Genomic DNA, 13864 nt, shown 5'->3' on the forward strand with positions numbered 1-13864 from the left:
AGTACCACTATGAAGAAGCTTTCTTTCGCGCTCGTCGGCGCCGCCAGCCTCGCTCTCGCCGCTTGCGGCGGCAAGGGTGACGATTCGCTCGGCGACAACGTCAACGACAACTACGAAGCCGCTGCCGACAACCTGGAAGCCGCTGCCGACAACGCCGCGACTCCGGCTGAGGCCGCGACCCTCGAGAACCAGGCCGATGCGCTTGAAGCCGAGGGCGATCGCAAGGAAGACGCCATCGACGACGCCGACGTCAACGCCGCCAACGGCGCCGGTGCGGCTGCTGCCGTCAACGCGATGTAATCAATCGCTTTCGTAGCGATTGGGACGGGCCGGTCTCCCCTTGCGGGAGGCCGGCCTTTTCTTTTGCCCGCCCGCCCCTCATCATGCCGGGGCATGACCGACAACCCAGCCATTCCCGCGGCGACCCTGGTGGTGATCCGCGAGGTCGCGGTCGGCCCGCCCGAACTGCTGATGGTGGAGAGGCCGCGGACCATGGCCTTTGCCGGCGGGGCGATGGTGTTTCCCGGCGGGCGGATCGACCATAGCGACTGGCACGACGCCGATTCGCTGGACCAGGCCGCCGCCCGCGCCGCCGTGCGCGAAACGGCCGAGGAGACCGGGCTCCGGGTCACGCCCGGCAGCCTGCTGCCATTTGCGCGCTGGCGGCCCGACAATGTCCGCCACCGCCGCTTCGACACCTTTTTCTTCATCGCCCCCTGCCCGCCCGACGCCGGGCCCCTGCTTCCTCAGCCCGGCGAGTGCGAGCGCGCGCTGTGGATATCCGCCGCGGCGATGCTGGACGAGATCGCCGCCGCTCGGGCCAGCGCCATCTTCCCAACGATCCGCAATCTCGAACGGCTCGCGCAATTCGCCACCTTCGGCGAGATCCGCGACCATGCCGAGGCGCATCCGGTCGAGGTGATCAGCCCCTGGATCGAGGAGCGCGAGGGAACCCCTTTCCTCGTCATCCCCGACCACCTCGGCTATCCGGTTACGGCCGAAAGGCTGGACCGCGCGATGCGGGCCTGATCCGCCCCAAGCGCGTTGGTGCCGGCAATGCGCAGCGCGATCCGGATCTTCCTTGCCTTCACCGTCCTTGCCGTGCTGATCATCGAAGGGCTCGCCCTGATGCGCAGTCATTCGCAGGACCTGCCCTGGGCCGAACTCGACCTTGCCGCACCGCCCGGCCGGTTCACCGCCGCCAAGATCGCCGAACTGGGCGAGGATGCACCGCGCTGCCGCGCCCTGCTCGCCGCCGCTGGTAACCAAAGTCGTCCCGCTCCATCTCGTTCCGAAGGCGAAAGCTGCGGTTACGAGGACGGAACCCGAGTCTCGCTCGGCATCGCCCCCAGCCCCGGCGGGCTCATCACCAGTTGCCCGGTCGCGGCGGCCTTAGGGGTGTGGGAACGGCAGGTGCAGGCCGAAGCGCTACGGCTGCTCGGGACCGGGGTGAGCCGCTTCGTCCACGCCGGAAGCTATTCGTGCCGGCGGCTCTACAATCGCGGCGACGGGCCGTTCAGCGAACATGCCACTGCAGACGCGGTCGACATCCTGGAGTTCGAACTGGCCGACGGACGCCGGATCTCGCTGCTGCGCGACTGGAACGGCGCGCCGGCCGACGCCGCCTTCCTGCGCGCCGTCCGCGACGCCGCCTGCCCGGTGTTCAGCACCGTCCTCTCGCCCGACTATAACGAGGCGCACCGCGACCACCTGCACTTCGACACCGCCGATCGCGGCCGGGCCGGCTGGCGCGCCTGCCGATAGGATCGGCCACCCGGCGAATCAATCCATTTTGAGGACTGAATCGTCCCAACGAAAAAGGGCCCGCCTCACGGCGAGCCCTTCGTCAGCAGCAGCGTCCTGGCGACGCGCTTACGACAGATGCTTGGACAGGTGCTTGTTCATCTCGAACATGGTGCAGCGATCCTTGCCGAAGATTTTCTTCAGCTTGTCGTCAGCAACGATTTCGCGCTTGTTCTCAGGATTCTGCAGGTTGTTCTTGCGAATATGGTCCCACACCTTCGACACGACTTCGCTGCGCGGCAGCGGATCCTTGCCGACGATCTCCGCCAGATCTGGCGAAGGTTGAACGGGTCGCGCAAGACCGCCCCCTGCCTTACGTGCTGTCCCGCTCGCTTCCTTTGCCATACGGCCCTCCTGTTGGTTCGGTTTGGAGATAGAGCGCAAAGCGCGCCCCTCTGCAAGAGGCTGCTACGAGTGAGCGCCGCCACTGTTCCGCAGGGGGAAGGGCACGATCCGATTGCCGCTATCGTGACCGATATCGGCGCGGCCCCCGTAGGGCACCCCCGATCGCTCGCACCAGTGCCGCGCGACCGCTTCCAGTTCTGCCCCGAACGGCCGGTCATTGTCCTTGAGCTTGCACCGCCCGAGACGCAGCTGTCGCACCTTGCCGAACCCCGGTTGGCTGCTGACGTGAAACAGGAAGCGGTCGATCCGGTACAGCTCCTCGTCCACTTCCTCGATCAGCATCTCGGCCCCGCTGAAGTCGGGCTCGAGATCGGTTCCCATCAGGCTCGACAGCACCACCAGGTTGAAGGCGAAGGCGGGTCCGTCGAGGCCCGGCTCGACCCCGGCGAAATCATTCCTGGCGAGCCAGCGCAGCGTGCGCAGCACCGCCTCCTCGCCGTCCTTGCGAAGCACGTCCTGGACCATCGGCCCGTGCGCCACCGCAAGCCCGGCCTTGTGCAGCGCCGCCAGCAGGAACCCGCCGTCACTGTATCCGACCACCCGCTTCCATCGCGCGCCTTCCGGCAAGTCGCGCAAAACCTCGGCCGCGATCCGATTGGAGCCGTAGCCGCCGCGGGCGAACCAGACGGCATCGATCTCCGGATCGGCCAGCATCTCGCGCAGCGCGCCCAGCCGCACCTCGTCCGGCCCGGCGAAATGGCCGTCCTCCAGGAAGCATTGGGGGTGGATAACGAGGCTCGCGCCGACCTGTGCCGCCAGCGCCTGGACCCGCTCCGCCGCCTCGACCTTCAACGGGCAGCTTGGCGCCACCACTCCGATCCGCATGGTTCCTCCGATTGCCACCTGCCCGCCGCCTCAATAGGGGCAGCGCCATGATCTCTTCCAGCACCTTCTTCTGCGGGGTCGGGGGCAGCGGCATGCTCCCCCTGGCCTGCATCGTCCGGGCCCGCGGCGGCGCGGTCGCCGGCTCCGACCGCGCGCTCGACGCCGGGCGCCTCGGGCCCAAGTTCGCCTTCCTCCGCAAGGCCGGCATCGCCCTCTTCCCGCAGGACGGCAGCGGGCTGCAGCCGGGGATGACCCTGGTCACCTCGGCCGCGGTCGAGCCGACCATCCCCGACGTGGTTCGCGCCCGCGAGCTTGGCCTCCCCCACCTCACCCGTCCGCAGCTCCTCGCCGAGCTGCTCAACGCCGCCTCGGTCAGCGTCGCGGTCGGCGGGACCTCGGGCAAGTCGACCGTGACCGGCATGATCGGCTGGATTCTCCACCACGCGGGCCGCAAGCCGACGGTGATGAATGGCGCGGTGATGAAGAATTTCGTCTCGCCCGAAGCCCCCTTCGCCAGCGCGCTGGTCGGCGATCCCGAGCTGTTCGTCAGCGAGGTCGACGAAAGCGACGGCTCGATCGCGCTCTACCGCCCGCAAGTGGCCGTGCTGAACAACGTCTCGCTCGACCACAAGGAAATGGACGAGCTGCGCACGCTGTTTGGCGGCTTCCTCGCGGCGGCGGGCACGGCGGTGGTCAATCTCGACGACGAGGAAAGCCGAACACTTGCTCCTGCCGGCACGACCGGCTTCGCGTTCGAGCAGGAGGCCGCGGTACGCGGTTCGGGCCTGATGCTAAGCGACGAGGGCAGCCGCTTCACCGTCACGGTCGGCGAGACCTCGGCCGAGGTGCGCCTCCCCCTGCCCGGCCGGCACAACGCCGGCAATTCGCTCGCCGCAATTGCCGCCGTTCATGCACTCGGCGTGCCGCTGGTCGAGGCCGCCGAGGCGCTCGGCAGCTTCCAAGGGCTGAAGCGCCGGCTCGAGACGGTCGGCACTGCCGGAAGCGTCACGGTGATCGACGACTTCGCGCACAATCCGGACAAGATCGCCGCCACGCTGGCCACCCTGACCGCGCGGTCCGGACGCCTGATCGTGATGTTCCAGCCCCACGGCTACGGCCCGCTGGCCAAGATGGGCGACGAGCTGGCCGCGACCTTTGCGCGCGGCCTGCGGGCGGACGACGTGCTGATCCTCTCCGACCCGGTCTACCAGGGCGGCACGGTGGATCGCTCGCGCGGGTCCGAATGGCTGGTCGAGGCGGTCCGCGCCCAAGGCGGTCGGGCCGAGCATCTGCCCGAACGCCCCGCCATTGCCGCGCGCCTCCTCGCGCTTGCCGCGCCGGGCGACACGATCGCCATCCTTGGCGCGCGCGACGACACGCTGACCGAGTTTGCGGCCGAGCTGGTCGGGAACCTCGACGCGCGCGGCTGATTGACCCTGCCATGACCAATGGCTGGACCCTCGATCGCGGCGAGCGCGACACACTGCTTCGCGACCACCCGCCGCGCTATGCGGAGGTGGTGGCCGATCACGTCACCCTCGACGTCAGGGGAAGCGAGCCTCCGCATGCCGTCAAGGCCGCGATCGTCGGGCGCACTGATGACGACAGCGGAGTCGAGGCATTGGTGGTGACCATCGACGGCAGCGTCGACCGCCCCGACGGCTCGACCTATCACATCACCTGGTCGCTCGAGCCCGGCCGCAAGGCGCGCGAAAGCAACGATGTGCTGAAGGAGCGCGGCTGGAAGGAACTCGACCATCCGGTGCCGATCACCCTCAGCCCGGCCCGGCTCCGGTGAGCGACCCGAGGCTGTTCCTCGACTGTGACGGGGTGCTGGCGGACTTCGACGCCGGGGTGCGCCGCCTGCTTGGCACCGATGCAAAAACCTTCGAGGCGCAGCGCGGCAAGGGCGAATTCTGGAAGCGGCTCGCGCGCGCCGGTGATTTCTATGCCGCCCTGCCCAAGATGGCCGACGCCGACGAGCTGTTCGACGCCGTGCGGCATCTCAACCCCACAATCCTCACCGGCCTGCCAATCGGCAAATGGGCCGCCCCACAGAAGGAACAATGGGCGGCGACCCATTTCCCCGGCGTGCCGATCATCACCTGCATGGCCCGCGACAAGCACCGCCACATGGACGGCCCCGACGTGCTGGTCGACGACAGCGAGCGCCACATGGCGGCGTGGCAGGGCGCGGGCGGGATCTACATCCTCCACACCAACGCTCGCGACAGCATCGCGCAGCTGGCGGAGATCTATCCGAGCGTAAAAGCCTGACGTCGTACCGGCGCAGGCCGGGACCTCAGGCGGCTGGAAGAGGAACCCCCGCCTGCGCCGGGGCGACAAAAGGCCTCAGGCCGCGTCCGCCATGTCGACCTTCTCGACCCACTCCGGCCAGAACACCGGTTCGCGGTTCGACCAGCCGGGCGCAGTGGCGGCGCTTTCGCTGATCGACTGCAGCAGCAGGCGGCGGCGATCGGGGTGGAGGTGCGGCAGCGCCGAAGCAGCGCAGAACGCCGCCGGAAGCCACGGCCGGGCACTTGCACCGAGCAGCCGCTCGTACAGGAAGCGGAACGCCGCGAAATTGGGAATGCGATCCTGGCCAAGGTCGAACGCGGTAAGCGTGATCAGCACGCCCATGAAGGGATCGATGGTGTCCAGCCCGCTGTCGTCGGGCACCTGCATCCTCAGTGCGTCGAGCTGCTTGTAGAGCCGGCCCTGGGCACGGATCGAGGCGGCCTCGCCTTCGTCGCGGGCCCAGCATTCGAGCGCGTCGCGGCGGCCGAAGGCGATGTCGAGACTACGGCGAAGGTAGCGCTGGGTCGCCTTAGGGAACCCTGCGAACTCCTTCATCTCGCTCAGCAGCAACGCTCCACCGGCAGGCTGCGTCGAACGCGTCGTCATGACACCAGGCTCCTCACACTCGGGCTGGTAGATATGCCGATGCAAGCGTTGCGAAGTGCTTAACCATCGGCCCAACCTCGGTTCATATTCAAACCGGATCGGACGGGGATTGCACGTGCTTAATAGAACAGCCGCGAGATCACTCGCGGCTGTCGCAATCGTGCAACGGGGTGATCAACTCACCTTGACGGTCAATTCAGCGATCCGTGGCAGGAAATCCGCTCGACGGAACCGGCTCGTCGCTGCAGCCCGGCTGCGAACTCGACGGCGGGTCCGACGCATCCATCGATTCATCGCTGCCGACGTCGACCTTGGCATCGTCGTTGCCCGGATCGCGGCGCAGTTTCTTCTCCAGGTCACCATCCGGGTCGGCAATATGCACGGCCGGCGGCGTATCCTTACCCCTCACTTCGCTCATTCGATCATCCTTTCGCCAACACAACGTTTTCGCTGCCACCGGCGTTCCGCTTCGACCAATGGCCGCCGCTGTTCGGCAACCGGTGACGGCACGCTTGCGCGGCGGGTCGGCGCCCGGCACGATGCCGCGCATGAACATGCCTCTCAGCAGCGACCGGCTCGTGCTCGGCAGCAGCGCGCTGGCTCCGCGCCGCTTTGCCGACTGGCAGCTGGCGATGACGACGATCCTCGGCTTTTGGGCCATCTACAGCGTCACCGTCGTCGCCCGCGCCTTCCTTGGCGACGATCCCGGCACCATTCTCGTCAACAAGGTCCTGACGCTGACACTCGGCGTCCTGCTGACCGCCCTCCTCTACGGCGCCATCGCCACCTTCGCGCGCGGCCGCTCGATGCAGCGCAAGGCAGTGATCGCGGCCATCGGCTGCGTCGTGACATCCACCGCACTGGCCACCGCGCTGGTGCTCAGCGAAAGCCAACTCAAGACCAGCCGCGAGGAATTCCGCTTCCAGGCCCGCGAAGGCTTTGTCGTGATCCAAAAGGGCGACCAGGTCCGGATCGAACGCAATGCCGCCGACCCGGTGGTGGTCACCATGCCCAAGCTCAAGGACCTCAAGCATCGCGACCAGTTCCGGGTCGCCGCCGACACCGCCGTCGTCTGGCTGTTCTTCTTCGCCGCCTGGTCCGCCGTCTATCTTGCCGCGGTCAGCCAGCGCCAGGCGCTCGACCTCCAGAAGCGCGCCGCCGCCGCCGAGAGCGCGGCGCAGGTCGCCCAGGTCCGGGCGCTGCGCTACCAGGTCAATCCGCACTTCCTGTTCAACACGCTCAATAGCCTGTCGAGCCTTGTGATGACCGGCCGCCCGGAAGAGGCCGAGGAGATGATCCTCAAGCTGTCGACGTTCTTCCGGTCCAGCCTGTCGCTCGACCCCACCGCCGACGTCAGCCTGGCCGAGGAGATCGACCTGCAGCGGCTCTACCTCGATATCGAGCAGGTTCGCTTCCCCCGCCGCCTCAAGGTCGAGATCGACGTTCCCGAGGCCCTCGCCTCGGCCCGATTGCCGGCGCTGATCCTTCAGCCGATTGTCGAGAATGCGATCAAGTATGGCCTCGGCAAGACCCGCGACAAGGTCACCCTGCGCATCGCGGCCGAAGAGCCCCTTCCCGGCCGGCTGCGGATCGAGATCAGCAACTTCGGCGGCACGGTGCTGAAATCCCCGCGTAAGCCGGTGCCGCCGGCCGGAACCAAGGTCGGCCTCGCCAACGTCGCCCAGCGTCTCAGCGCCCGGTTCGGACGCGCTGCAGGGGTCGAGCATGGACCGCTTGACGGCGGCGGCTACCGCGTTGCCTTGACCCTCCCGACGAGCCGCACCGATGGATGATTTGCTTCTGAAGACCCTGGTCGTCGACGACGAACCGCTCGCCACCGAGCGGCTGCAGTTGTTGCTGGCACGGCTGGGCGGGATCGACCTCGTCGGCACCGCCAGCGACGGCGAGGCCGCGTGCCGGATGGCCGAAGCCCTTCGCCCCGACCTCCTGCTCCTCGACATCGCCATGCCCGGCATGGACGGGATCGACGTCGCCCGCGAACTCGGCCGCTCGGCCGGTCGCCCGGCAGTGATCTTTGTCACCGCCTTCGACCAGTTCGCGGTGTCCGCGTTCGAGGTCGAAGCGGTCGACTATCTGGTCAAGCCGGTCGATCCCCAGCGGCTCGAGCGAGCCCTCGAACGCGCCCGCGCCTATCTCAGCCGCCGCGATGCCGGCGGCGAGGAGGCCGCGCCGCCGCCGGGCAGCTATCTCGAGGAATTCTGGGCCTCAGACCTCAGCGGCCTGGTCCGGATCCGCGCGATCGACATCGACCGTATCTCGGCCGAGCGCGACTATATGCGGCTTCACGTCGGCAGCCGCAGCTGGCTGATCCACCACAGCATGGCCGCGCTCGAGGAGGGGCTGGAGCCGGCACTGTTTGTCCGCCTCCACCGCTCCGCCATTGTCCGCCGCGACTTCATCAGCGGTTTCCAGCGCAACGCGTCGGGACGCTGGATCGCGCGGCTGGCGGACGGCACCGAACAGCCGGTCGGCCGCCTTTACGCCGATTGCGTACGAGAAATTGCCGGACGCTAGGCCGCTAGCTCTTCGGCTTCGTCCCCGCGCTCCGACACCACCCCGGTCACCGCTACATCGAGCACGACGTTGCCCAGCGTGCGGAAGGTGTCGGGAATGGTTTCCAGCGCCAGCAGCAGCGCCAGCGGCTCGATAGGCACGCCCAGGGCGACGCTGATCGGCGCGATCGAGGTGACGAAGCTGACCTGCCCCGGCAGGCTGACCGCACCGATCGAGGCAAGCGCAGCCACAGCAATACCCCCGGCATAGCCCGCCGGAGTGATCTGCACCCCCAGCCAGTGCGCGACATACAGGGCCACCCCGATATTCATCGCCGGCCCGGTGGCGCGGAACAGCGCGACGGCCAGCGGCAGGGCGACGTCGGCATCCCGGCGGCGGACCCCGAGGGCATCTGCCGCGGTCAGCATGGCGGGCAGCGAGGCGAGGCTCGACCGCGTCGCCAGGGCCACCGCCGACGGCCCGCTGATCGCCCGCAGGAAGGCGCCCGGCGCAAATCGGGCAACGAAGATCGCGATCAGGAAGCCGGCCGCGGTCAGGATCAGGCCCAGCGCCGAGATGATGATCACATAATGGGCGATCGCGCCCAGCGAGGTGGCACCGGCCCCCGCGCCGAACGAGAAGGCGAGCGCGAACACACCGATCGGCGCCAGCGCGAGCACCCAGCCGATCACCAGCAGCATCGCGTCGCCGACCGCTTCGAAGAAGCCCAGCGCCGGTGCGCGCCGCTCCGCGCTCAGCCGAGCCAGCGCGAAGGCAAACAGGGCGGTGAAGATGACCAGCGGAAGGATCTGGTCCTCGGCGGCGGCCGCAACCGGATTGCCGGGCACCAGATTCTTGAAGAAGTCGCCGATCGCCGGCACCGTAACTTGGGTGGCGCTCTGGTCGACCCCGGCCAGGCCATTGCGAAGCGCTTCTGCTGCCGCCTCCGGCAACGGCCACAGCGCCAGCAGGGCCGGCGTCATGACTGCCCCGAACACCGCCGAGAAGACGTAGAAGCCGCCGAACCACAGCACCGCCTTGGTCGCCAGGCCGCCGGCCCGCGCGGCATCCGACCCACTGACGACGCCGATCACCAGCAAGGCGATGATCAGCGGGATGACGGTCATCTTGAGCGCGTTGAACCACAGACCGCCGATCAGGTCGGCGACATAGACGGTCGGCCCCTTGATCCCCTCGCCCATTCCCGCGGCGACGATGCCGAGGGCCAGCCCGACGATCAGTGCCGCCATCAGCAGCAGCGCACTCTTGCCGCCGAGGCCGGAAGAGCGCTCGGCAGGCGCAGCGGTTGCGTCAGTCATCAAGGCAAACTCCAGGCGCGAGCACGCGGGCTCTGCCTAGCGAAGCGCGGCCGGCGTGCAAGTGCCGTCAGTTGGCCATTTGCCAGCGGATACGGGCAGTAACCCGGTCCTTGGCCGGCTTACCCTTCGCATCCTTGGCAGGAACGAAGCGCGCTCGCCGCGAAATCAGCGCGCAGGTCTGCGTATCCAGGCTGGCCTGTCCGCTGGTCGCGGTGACGGTGCAGTCGGCGATCCTGCCACTCTCGTCGATCAGCAACGCGAACGCGGTCGTTCCGGACAGCGCATTGCGGATGGCGTCGGCCGGATAATCATCGTCCGTGACATAGGTGGCGAGATTTGCGGTGGCGCGGCTTCCCACACCATCCGCCGGCGGGCTCCACACCTTTTGCAGGTCGTCGACACAGGTCTTCATGACTTTGGCCAGCGCCGGCATTTCCGGGATAGCATAGTCCCGCTTCAGGGCGCCGATCCTGAACGACAGCGACGGAGACCCGGAAAGCCGCTGAAAGTCGGCCACTGACATATTGATCATGCGGATGCGTTGCGGAGGTTTGCGAGTGGTCGCCCAGAATAGGGCAGTTCCTTCGAACGCAGGGCCGGCGTCCGGGCTGACCTGCGCAACCACTTGCGTGGGAGGACCAGCAGTGCCTGGCTCGATGATTCCGAACTGGACGACGTCACCGAGTGGCGAAGCCTTGAGAAAGAGTTGCGACGCACCGTATTCCCGCGACGCCACGCATCGCGCATCGGCAAAATCGACCACCCACTTGGCGGTCGGCGTGACCGGCGCAGAAGCGCCCTCCGTCGAAGCCGTGATCAGGGCAAGGGCGACGAGAGGTTCTCTGAAACGCATGGCTGGAGACTATCAGCGCCGCTCCGCCTGGCAACAGCCGGCCTCACCCTACCTTAAATATCGCAAGCCGATCCGAACTAGTCGGGCCCGCCCTGCGTTGGCCCGCAATATTCGTTTCACTGCAAGGAGAAGCAGAATGATCGGTTCGGACAACAAGGGCGTGGGTACGCTCGAAACCCTCACCACCACGCTCATCGATAGCGTCAACGGCTATCGCGACGCGGCCCAGAACGCCGAGGGCACCAAGTTCCAGGAGCTGTTCCGCCGCAACGCCGACGAGCGCAGCCGCATCGCCGAAGAGCTTCGCGCCGAAATCCGTCGCCTGGGCGGCAATGCGCCTGACGACGGCAGCTTCCTCGGCGCCACCCACCAGCGTTTCCTCGACCTCAAGGCCGCGGTCACCGGGCGTGACGACAAGGCGATCATCAACGAGGTTGAGCGCGGCGAAGACTATCTCAAGGAGAAGTTCGAAGCGGCGCTCAACGCTACCGACATCGCGCCGGAAACCCGCTCGATCATCGAGCGCGCCTATCAGTCGGTGCGGCAGGGCCACGACCAGATCAGCAGCCTGAAGCACGGCCTGGAGGCCTGACGCCATGGGGATCTTCGACAAGATCAAGGGCGCCATCTTCGGCCACAAGGATCCGGGACCGGGCAATCGCCCGACCATCCCGGCCGGAATGGCCGGCGGTCCGCCCGCCCAGCAGCAGCCGGCTCCGCAAGCGGGTCAGCCGGTCGGCCAAGGCACCACGCAGACCCAACCCGCGCCCGCCCCGGTGACGCAGGAAGTCGACGTCGAGCAGGTTCTGGCACAGATCAGCCGCGATCGCGGCAATCCCGACCTCAACTACAAGACGTCGATCGTCGACCTGATGAAGCTGCTGGGCATCGATTCCAGCCTCGAGAACCGCAAGGAACTCGCTCAGGAACTGGGGTATACCGGCGAGCGCGACGGCTCGGCCGAGATGAACATCTGGCTCCACAAGGCGACCATGAAGCAGCTCGCTGCCAATGGCGGCCGGGTGCCGGCCAGCTTTATCGACTGAGAAGATGGAAGGGATCGGCGGGGGCGCAAGCAGCTCCCGCCGGCCTTTTCCGTTCAGCGCGGCGCCGTGTCCGCCAGCGCGGTGTAGATCACCATCCGCATCTCGCTCGCTCCTGCCGCCGTATACTGCCCGACCCTCGACCCCACTACCGAGCAGGCCCGCATCATCGGTGCGGCGAGCGGCCGGTGGTCGAGCACCGCGCACCCCACCACCTGCCCGCCCGGAGCGACCTGCAGGCGCGCCATCTCGCGCGAGACCACCCGCCGCCCCCGCTGATCCAGCACCGGCCAAGGCGCCGCCGCGTCGCGGATCAGCAGGATTTCGATCGTGACCTGCGTGGCGACACCCTTGGCTTCCTGTTTGATCGCCTCGAAATACGGGCCGCTCGGGCGCGCGTGGGTGCAGTCGGGCGACAGACGCCGCTCGGGATTCCCGTTCAGGGTTACTTCCATGCGGCAATCGGTCGTGCTGCCGTCGGCGGCGAGGGTGAAGGCGGTGGTGACCCGGTCGGGAATCGGTCGGGACAGAGGCAAGCGCCAACTGATCCGCGCCGACATGGTGTCGCTGGTCGGCTTGCGCGCACTGTCGAGGGCTGGCGTGAAGCGCGCGCGGCTGCGCATGATCCGGCAGGTCGCCGCGTCGAGCGACGCCGACCCGCTCGACTTCTCGATCAAACAGTCGGTGATCCGCCCGTCAGGGCCGATGGTCAGCTTGAACCAGGTGGTCCCTTCCTGTCTCGCTCGAATGGCGTCCGCCGGATAGTCGCTCGAGGTAACATAGCTCGCAAGGTTGGCGCGTGCCCGCGACCCGCTCAGGCCGACCTGCGGGGCCATGCCGGGGGCGACCGTCGGGGCGGGGACATCCTGAGTCCGGATAAGCGGCGCGGGCTGGGTAGCTCCGAGCAGGGCGAGCAGGAGCATGGTCATCGAACGCCCTCACGCACGCGCAAGGGCAGAACGCCGCCCGCGACGGCCCAGCCTAGCTCCGTCACGCTCCCAGACAAGCCTCAGTGCTTGGCCGGGTCGTGCCCCCAGTTCTTGAGGCTGGCCTCCCAGCGCGAGCCGTCGGAATGCGCCGGCTTCTGCTTGAGGTGGCGATGGACGTAGCTGGTGACCTTCTTCATGTGCGCCAGGTCGTCGGCATCGAGATCGGTGACCTTGGTCCGCAACAGGTCGACGATCCGCTTGCCCGACTTGTGGCCGACGCTTTCGCCCCTGCCCTTGCCGTCTTCGCCCTTCCAGCCGACTTCCTTGCTTTCGTCGGTGTCGAGCCACTTCTCGAGCTCGGAAGGGGTCATGTTGACGGCGTCGTTAAATTCCTTGCGGATGGCGGTGCGCTCGTCGGCGTCGATGGTGTCGGCCATGAAGTTTCTCCTCGTTGCCCGAAGAACGAGGATCGGCGGTCGCGGTTGCGGGACCTGCCCCAAAGGCGGCTTCAGCGCGCCGCGCCGCATCCAGGAAGCACGCCAGGCCCGTACAACAGAAATGGGGCCCGGCATTGCTGCCGAGCCCCACTGCGCCGAGCTGGGGATTGCCGGTGTTCGGTTCGTGCCGAAGGCTCCATCCCGAAGGAAGAGCTTTGGCCCTCCACGATCCTTGCGCACCCGCTCAGGCGTCGCGTCGGTCTCGATCGGCTGCCCGGTCTCCCGGGCTGCTTCCCCGGATCTCCGCTCCTGGATTGCCTTGCGGCCTCCACTCGCTTCCATCCGGCTCTGCCGTCGCTTCCCGGATCATCGGCTCCGGTCCGAAGACCCTTGCCCTTTCACCGTTCCGCTTCGGCGGTCCCGGTCCTCGCCTCCGCCTGTACGCGACCACTTTCTTGCGAAAGCATCCCGCCCAGGCTTCGGTCCAGTCCTGGACCCGCCTTCCTCACCCGGTCCTGGCAAGCCAGTTCCAGCTTCGGTCGGCCACCTACCGTCCGTTCGCGGCCCTTCTTGGGATGATCGGTCCTTCGCGCTGCCCTGACTGTCCCTTGCGGAACGGTCCGGCCTGCGGCGGCGAGACGATCACCTCTTCCGGCGCCTCTTGCCGGCTTCGCTTCGAAGATCCTTCGACCGCTCCGTCCGGGCATCCTGGGGAGGCCCGATCATCGCAGACGAATTCCACTTCGTCGCCGTGCCGGCGGAGATCGGAAGTTCCTTTCCTTTCCTGCCGTCAAACCCTTGCGGGTCCTTCGGAGGAGAGGGCCGGTTGCCC

General features: G+C 67.6%; 18 protein-coding genes. 10 read left to right on the top strand and 8 right to left on the bottom strand.

Annotation, left to right across the window (positions count from 1 at the left end):
- Positions 1-9 precede the first annotated feature (9 nt).
- From M1K48_RS06255 to M1K48_RS06265, 3 genes are all read left to right on the top strand, one after another.
- On the top strand, positions 10-300 hold the full coding sequence (locus M1K48_RS06255) for a hypothetical protein (protein ID WP_249504982.1): 291 nt from the start codon (positions 10-12) through the stop codon (positions 298-300).
- A 93-nt stretch (positions 301-393) separates the two neighbouring features.
- On the top strand, positions 394-1029 hold the full coding sequence (locus tag M1K48_RS06260) for an NUDIX hydrolase (protein ID WP_249504983.1): 636 nt from the start codon (positions 394-396) through the stop codon (positions 1027-1029).
- Positions 1030-1056: 27 nt separating this feature from the next.
- Complete coding sequence (locus M1K48_RS06265; RefSeq protein WP_249504984.1) at positions 1057-1764, top strand: extensin-like domain-containing protein; 708 nt, start codon at positions 1057-1059, stop codon at positions 1762-1764.
- Positions 1765-1872: 108 nt separating this feature from the next.
- Here the strand turns inward: M1K48_RS06265 and M1K48_RS06270 are convergent, their stop codons facing one another.
- Complete coding sequence (locus M1K48_RS06270) at positions 1873-2148, bottom strand: SWIB/MDM2 domain-containing protein (RefSeq protein ID WP_249504985.1); 276 nt, start codon at positions 2146-2148, stop codon at positions 1873-1875.
- Between the two features lie 63 nt (positions 2149-2211).
- The gene (locus M1K48_RS06275) at positions 2212-3051 is read right to left on the bottom strand and encodes an LD-carboxypeptidase (protein WP_319941208.1); all 840 of its coding nucleotides are present in this window, start codon (positions 3049-3051) and stop codon (positions 2212-2214) included.
- Between the two features lie 29 nt (positions 3052-3080).
- Here M1K48_RS06275 and M1K48_RS06280 point away from each other — a divergent pair, with 29 nt between their 5' ends.
- The 3 genes from M1K48_RS06280 to M1K48_RS06290 are packed head-to-tail and all read left to right on the top strand — an operon-like array spanning position 3081 to position 5310.
- The gene (locus M1K48_RS06280) at positions 3081-4463 is read left to right on the top strand and encodes a UDP-N-acetylmuramate--L-alanine ligase (protein WP_249504986.1); all 1383 of its coding nucleotides are present in this window, start codon (positions 3081-3083) and stop codon (positions 4461-4463) included.
- An 11-nt stretch (positions 4464-4474) separates the two neighbouring features.
- Entirely contained in the window at positions 4475-4831 is a 357-nt protein-coding gene (locus tag M1K48_RS06285) for a hypothetical protein (protein ID WP_249504987.1), read from the top strand.
- A complete protein-coding gene (locus tag M1K48_RS06290; protein ID WP_249504988.1) occupies positions 4828-5310 on the top strand; it encodes a 5' nucleotidase, NT5C type in 483 nt (160 codons plus the stop codon). Before M1K48_RS06285 ends, M1K48_RS06290 begins: the two co-directional genes overlap by 4 nt.
- Before the next feature lie 75 nt (positions 5311-5385).
- On the opposite strand, the gene M1K48_RS06295 is transcribed toward M1K48_RS06290, so the two are convergent.
- Together M1K48_RS06295 and M1K48_RS06300 are read right to left on the bottom strand one after the other, a co-directional pair.
- Positions 5386-5937: a hypothetical protein gene (locus tag M1K48_RS06295; protein ID WP_249504989.1), complete on the bottom strand. Its 552-nt coding sequence runs from the start codon at positions 5935-5937 to the stop codon at positions 5386-5388.
- Positions 5938-6133: 196 nt separating this feature from the next.
- Positions 6134-6487, bottom strand: a complete 354-nt coding sequence (locus M1K48_RS06300) for a hypothetical protein (RefSeq protein WP_249504990.1) — start codon at positions 6485-6487, stop codon at positions 6134-6136.
- Between M1K48_RS06300 and M1K48_RS06305 the strand changes: the two genes are divergently transcribed.
- Both M1K48_RS06305 and M1K48_RS06310 read left to right on the top strand, forming a co-directional pair.
- On the top strand, positions 6486-7730 hold the full coding sequence (locus M1K48_RS06305; protein WP_249504991.1) for a sensor histidine kinase: 1245 nt from the start codon (positions 6486-6488) through the stop codon (positions 7728-7730). The two genes, M1K48_RS06300 and M1K48_RS06305, sit on opposite strands and share 2 nt — an antisense overlap.
- Positions 7723-8472: a LytR/AlgR family response regulator transcription factor gene (locus M1K48_RS06310; protein ID WP_249504992.1), complete on the top strand. Its 750-nt coding sequence runs from the start codon at positions 7723-7725 to the stop codon at positions 8470-8472. Before M1K48_RS06305 ends, M1K48_RS06310 begins: the two co-directional genes overlap by 8 nt.
- Here M1K48_RS06310 and M1K48_RS06315 read toward each other — a convergent pair.
- A complete protein-coding gene (locus tag M1K48_RS06315; RefSeq protein ID WP_249504993.1) occupies positions 8469-9770 on the bottom strand; it encodes a dicarboxylate/amino acid:cation symporter in 1302 nt (433 codons plus the stop codon). The genes M1K48_RS06310 and M1K48_RS06315 overlap by 4 nt on opposite strands.
- Before the next feature lie 67 nt (positions 9771-9837).
- On the bottom strand, positions 9838-10623 hold the full coding sequence (locus M1K48_RS06320; protein ID WP_249504994.1) for an energy transducer TonB: 786 nt from the start codon (positions 10621-10623) through the stop codon (positions 9838-9840).
- A gap of 136 nt (positions 10624-10759) precedes the next feature.
- Here M1K48_RS06320 and M1K48_RS06325 point away from each other — a divergent pair, with 136 nt between their 5' ends.
- On the top strand, positions 10760-11215 hold the full coding sequence (locus tag M1K48_RS06325; protein ID WP_249504995.1) for a ferritin-like domain-containing protein: 456 nt from the start codon (positions 10760-10762) through the stop codon (positions 11213-11215).
- A 4-nt stretch (positions 11216-11219) separates the two neighbouring features.
- Positions 11220-11669, top strand: a complete 450-nt coding sequence (locus M1K48_RS06330; protein ID WP_249504996.1) for a DUF3597 domain-containing protein — start codon at positions 11220-11222, stop codon at positions 11667-11669.
- A gap of 53 nt (positions 11670-11722) precedes the next feature.
- On the opposite strand, the gene M1K48_RS06335 is transcribed toward M1K48_RS06330, so the two are convergent.
- On the bottom strand, positions 11723-12595 hold the full coding sequence (locus M1K48_RS06335) for an energy transducer TonB (protein WP_249504997.1): 873 nt from the start codon (positions 12593-12595) through the stop codon (positions 11723-11725).
- 80 nt (positions 12596-12675) lie between these two features.
- Positions 12676-13032: a DUF3140 domain-containing protein gene (locus M1K48_RS06340; RefSeq protein WP_249504998.1), complete on the bottom strand. Its 357-nt coding sequence runs from the start codon at positions 13030-13032 to the stop codon at positions 12676-12678.
- Between the last annotated feature and the right edge of the window lie 832 nt (positions 13033-13864).

It is taken from the genome of Sphingomonas glaciei (assembly GCF_023380025.1).
Lineage (GTDB): Bacteria > Pseudomonadota > Alphaproteobacteria > Sphingomonadales > Sphingomonadaceae > Sphingomicrobium > Sphingomicrobium glaciei.

Excerpts from the sequence above, each read along its gene's own strand:
- M1K48_RS06335 (WP_249504997.1), bottom strand. The coding sequence starts at position 12,595 with ATGACCATGCTCCTGCTCGCCCTGCTCGGAGCTACCCAGCCCGCGCCG.
- M1K48_RS06315 (WP_249504993.1), bottom strand. The coding sequence starts at position 9,770 with ATGACTGACGCAACCGCTGCGCCTGCCGAGCGCTCTTCCGGCCTCGGC.
- M1K48_RS06260 (WP_249504983.1), top strand. The coding sequence starts at position 394 with ATGACCGACAACCCAGCCATTCCCGCGGCGACCCTGGTGGTGATCCGC.
- M1K48_RS06305 (WP_249504991.1), top strand. The coding sequence starts at position 6,486 with ATGAACATGCCTCTCAGCAGCGACCGGCTCGTGCTCGGCAGCAGCGCG.
- M1K48_RS06330 (WP_249504996.1), top strand. The coding sequence starts at position 11,220 with ATGGGGATCTTCGACAAGATCAAGGGCGCCATCTTCGGCCACAAGGAT.
- M1K48_RS06340 (WP_249504998.1), bottom strand. The coding sequence starts at position 13,032 with ATGGCCGACACCATCGACGCCGACGAGCGCACCGCCATCCGCAAGGAA.
- M1K48_RS06320 (WP_249504994.1), bottom strand. The coding sequence starts at position 10,623 with ATGCGTTTCAGAGAACCTCTCGTCGCCCTTGCCCTGATCACGGCTTCG.
- M1K48_RS06310 (WP_249504992.1), top strand. The coding sequence starts at position 7,723 with ATGGATGATTTGCTTCTGAAGACCCTGGTCGTCGACGACGAACCGCTC.
- M1K48_RS06255 (WP_249504982.1), top strand. The coding sequence starts at position 10 with ATGAAGAAGCTTTCTTTCGCGCTCGTCGGCGCCGCCAGCCTCGCTCTC.
- M1K48_RS06265 (WP_249504984.1), top strand. The coding sequence starts at position 1,057 with ATGCGCAGCGCGATCCGGATCTTCCTTGCCTTCACCGTCCTTGCCGTG.
- M1K48_RS06270 (WP_249504985.1), bottom strand. The coding sequence starts at position 2,148 with ATGGCAAAGGAAGCGAGCGGGACAGCACGTAAGGCAGGGGGCGGTCTT.
- M1K48_RS06325 (WP_249504995.1), top strand. The coding sequence starts at position 10,760 with ATGATCGGTTCGGACAACAAGGGCGTGGGTACGCTCGAAACCCTCACC.
- M1K48_RS06295 (WP_249504989.1), bottom strand. The coding sequence starts at position 5,937 with ATGACGACGCGTTCGACGCAGCCTGCCGGTGGAGCGTTGCTGCTGAGC.
- M1K48_RS06280 (WP_249504986.1), top strand. The coding sequence starts at position 3,081 with ATGATCTCTTCCAGCACCTTCTTCTGCGGGGTCGGGGGCAGCGGCATG.
- M1K48_RS06300 (WP_249504990.1), bottom strand. The coding sequence starts at position 6,487 with ATGCGCGGCATCGTGCCGGGCGCCGACCCGCCGCGCAAGCGTGCCGTC.
- M1K48_RS06285 (WP_249504987.1), top strand. The coding sequence starts at position 4,475 with ATGACCAATGGCTGGACCCTCGATCGCGGCGAGCGCGACACACTGCTT.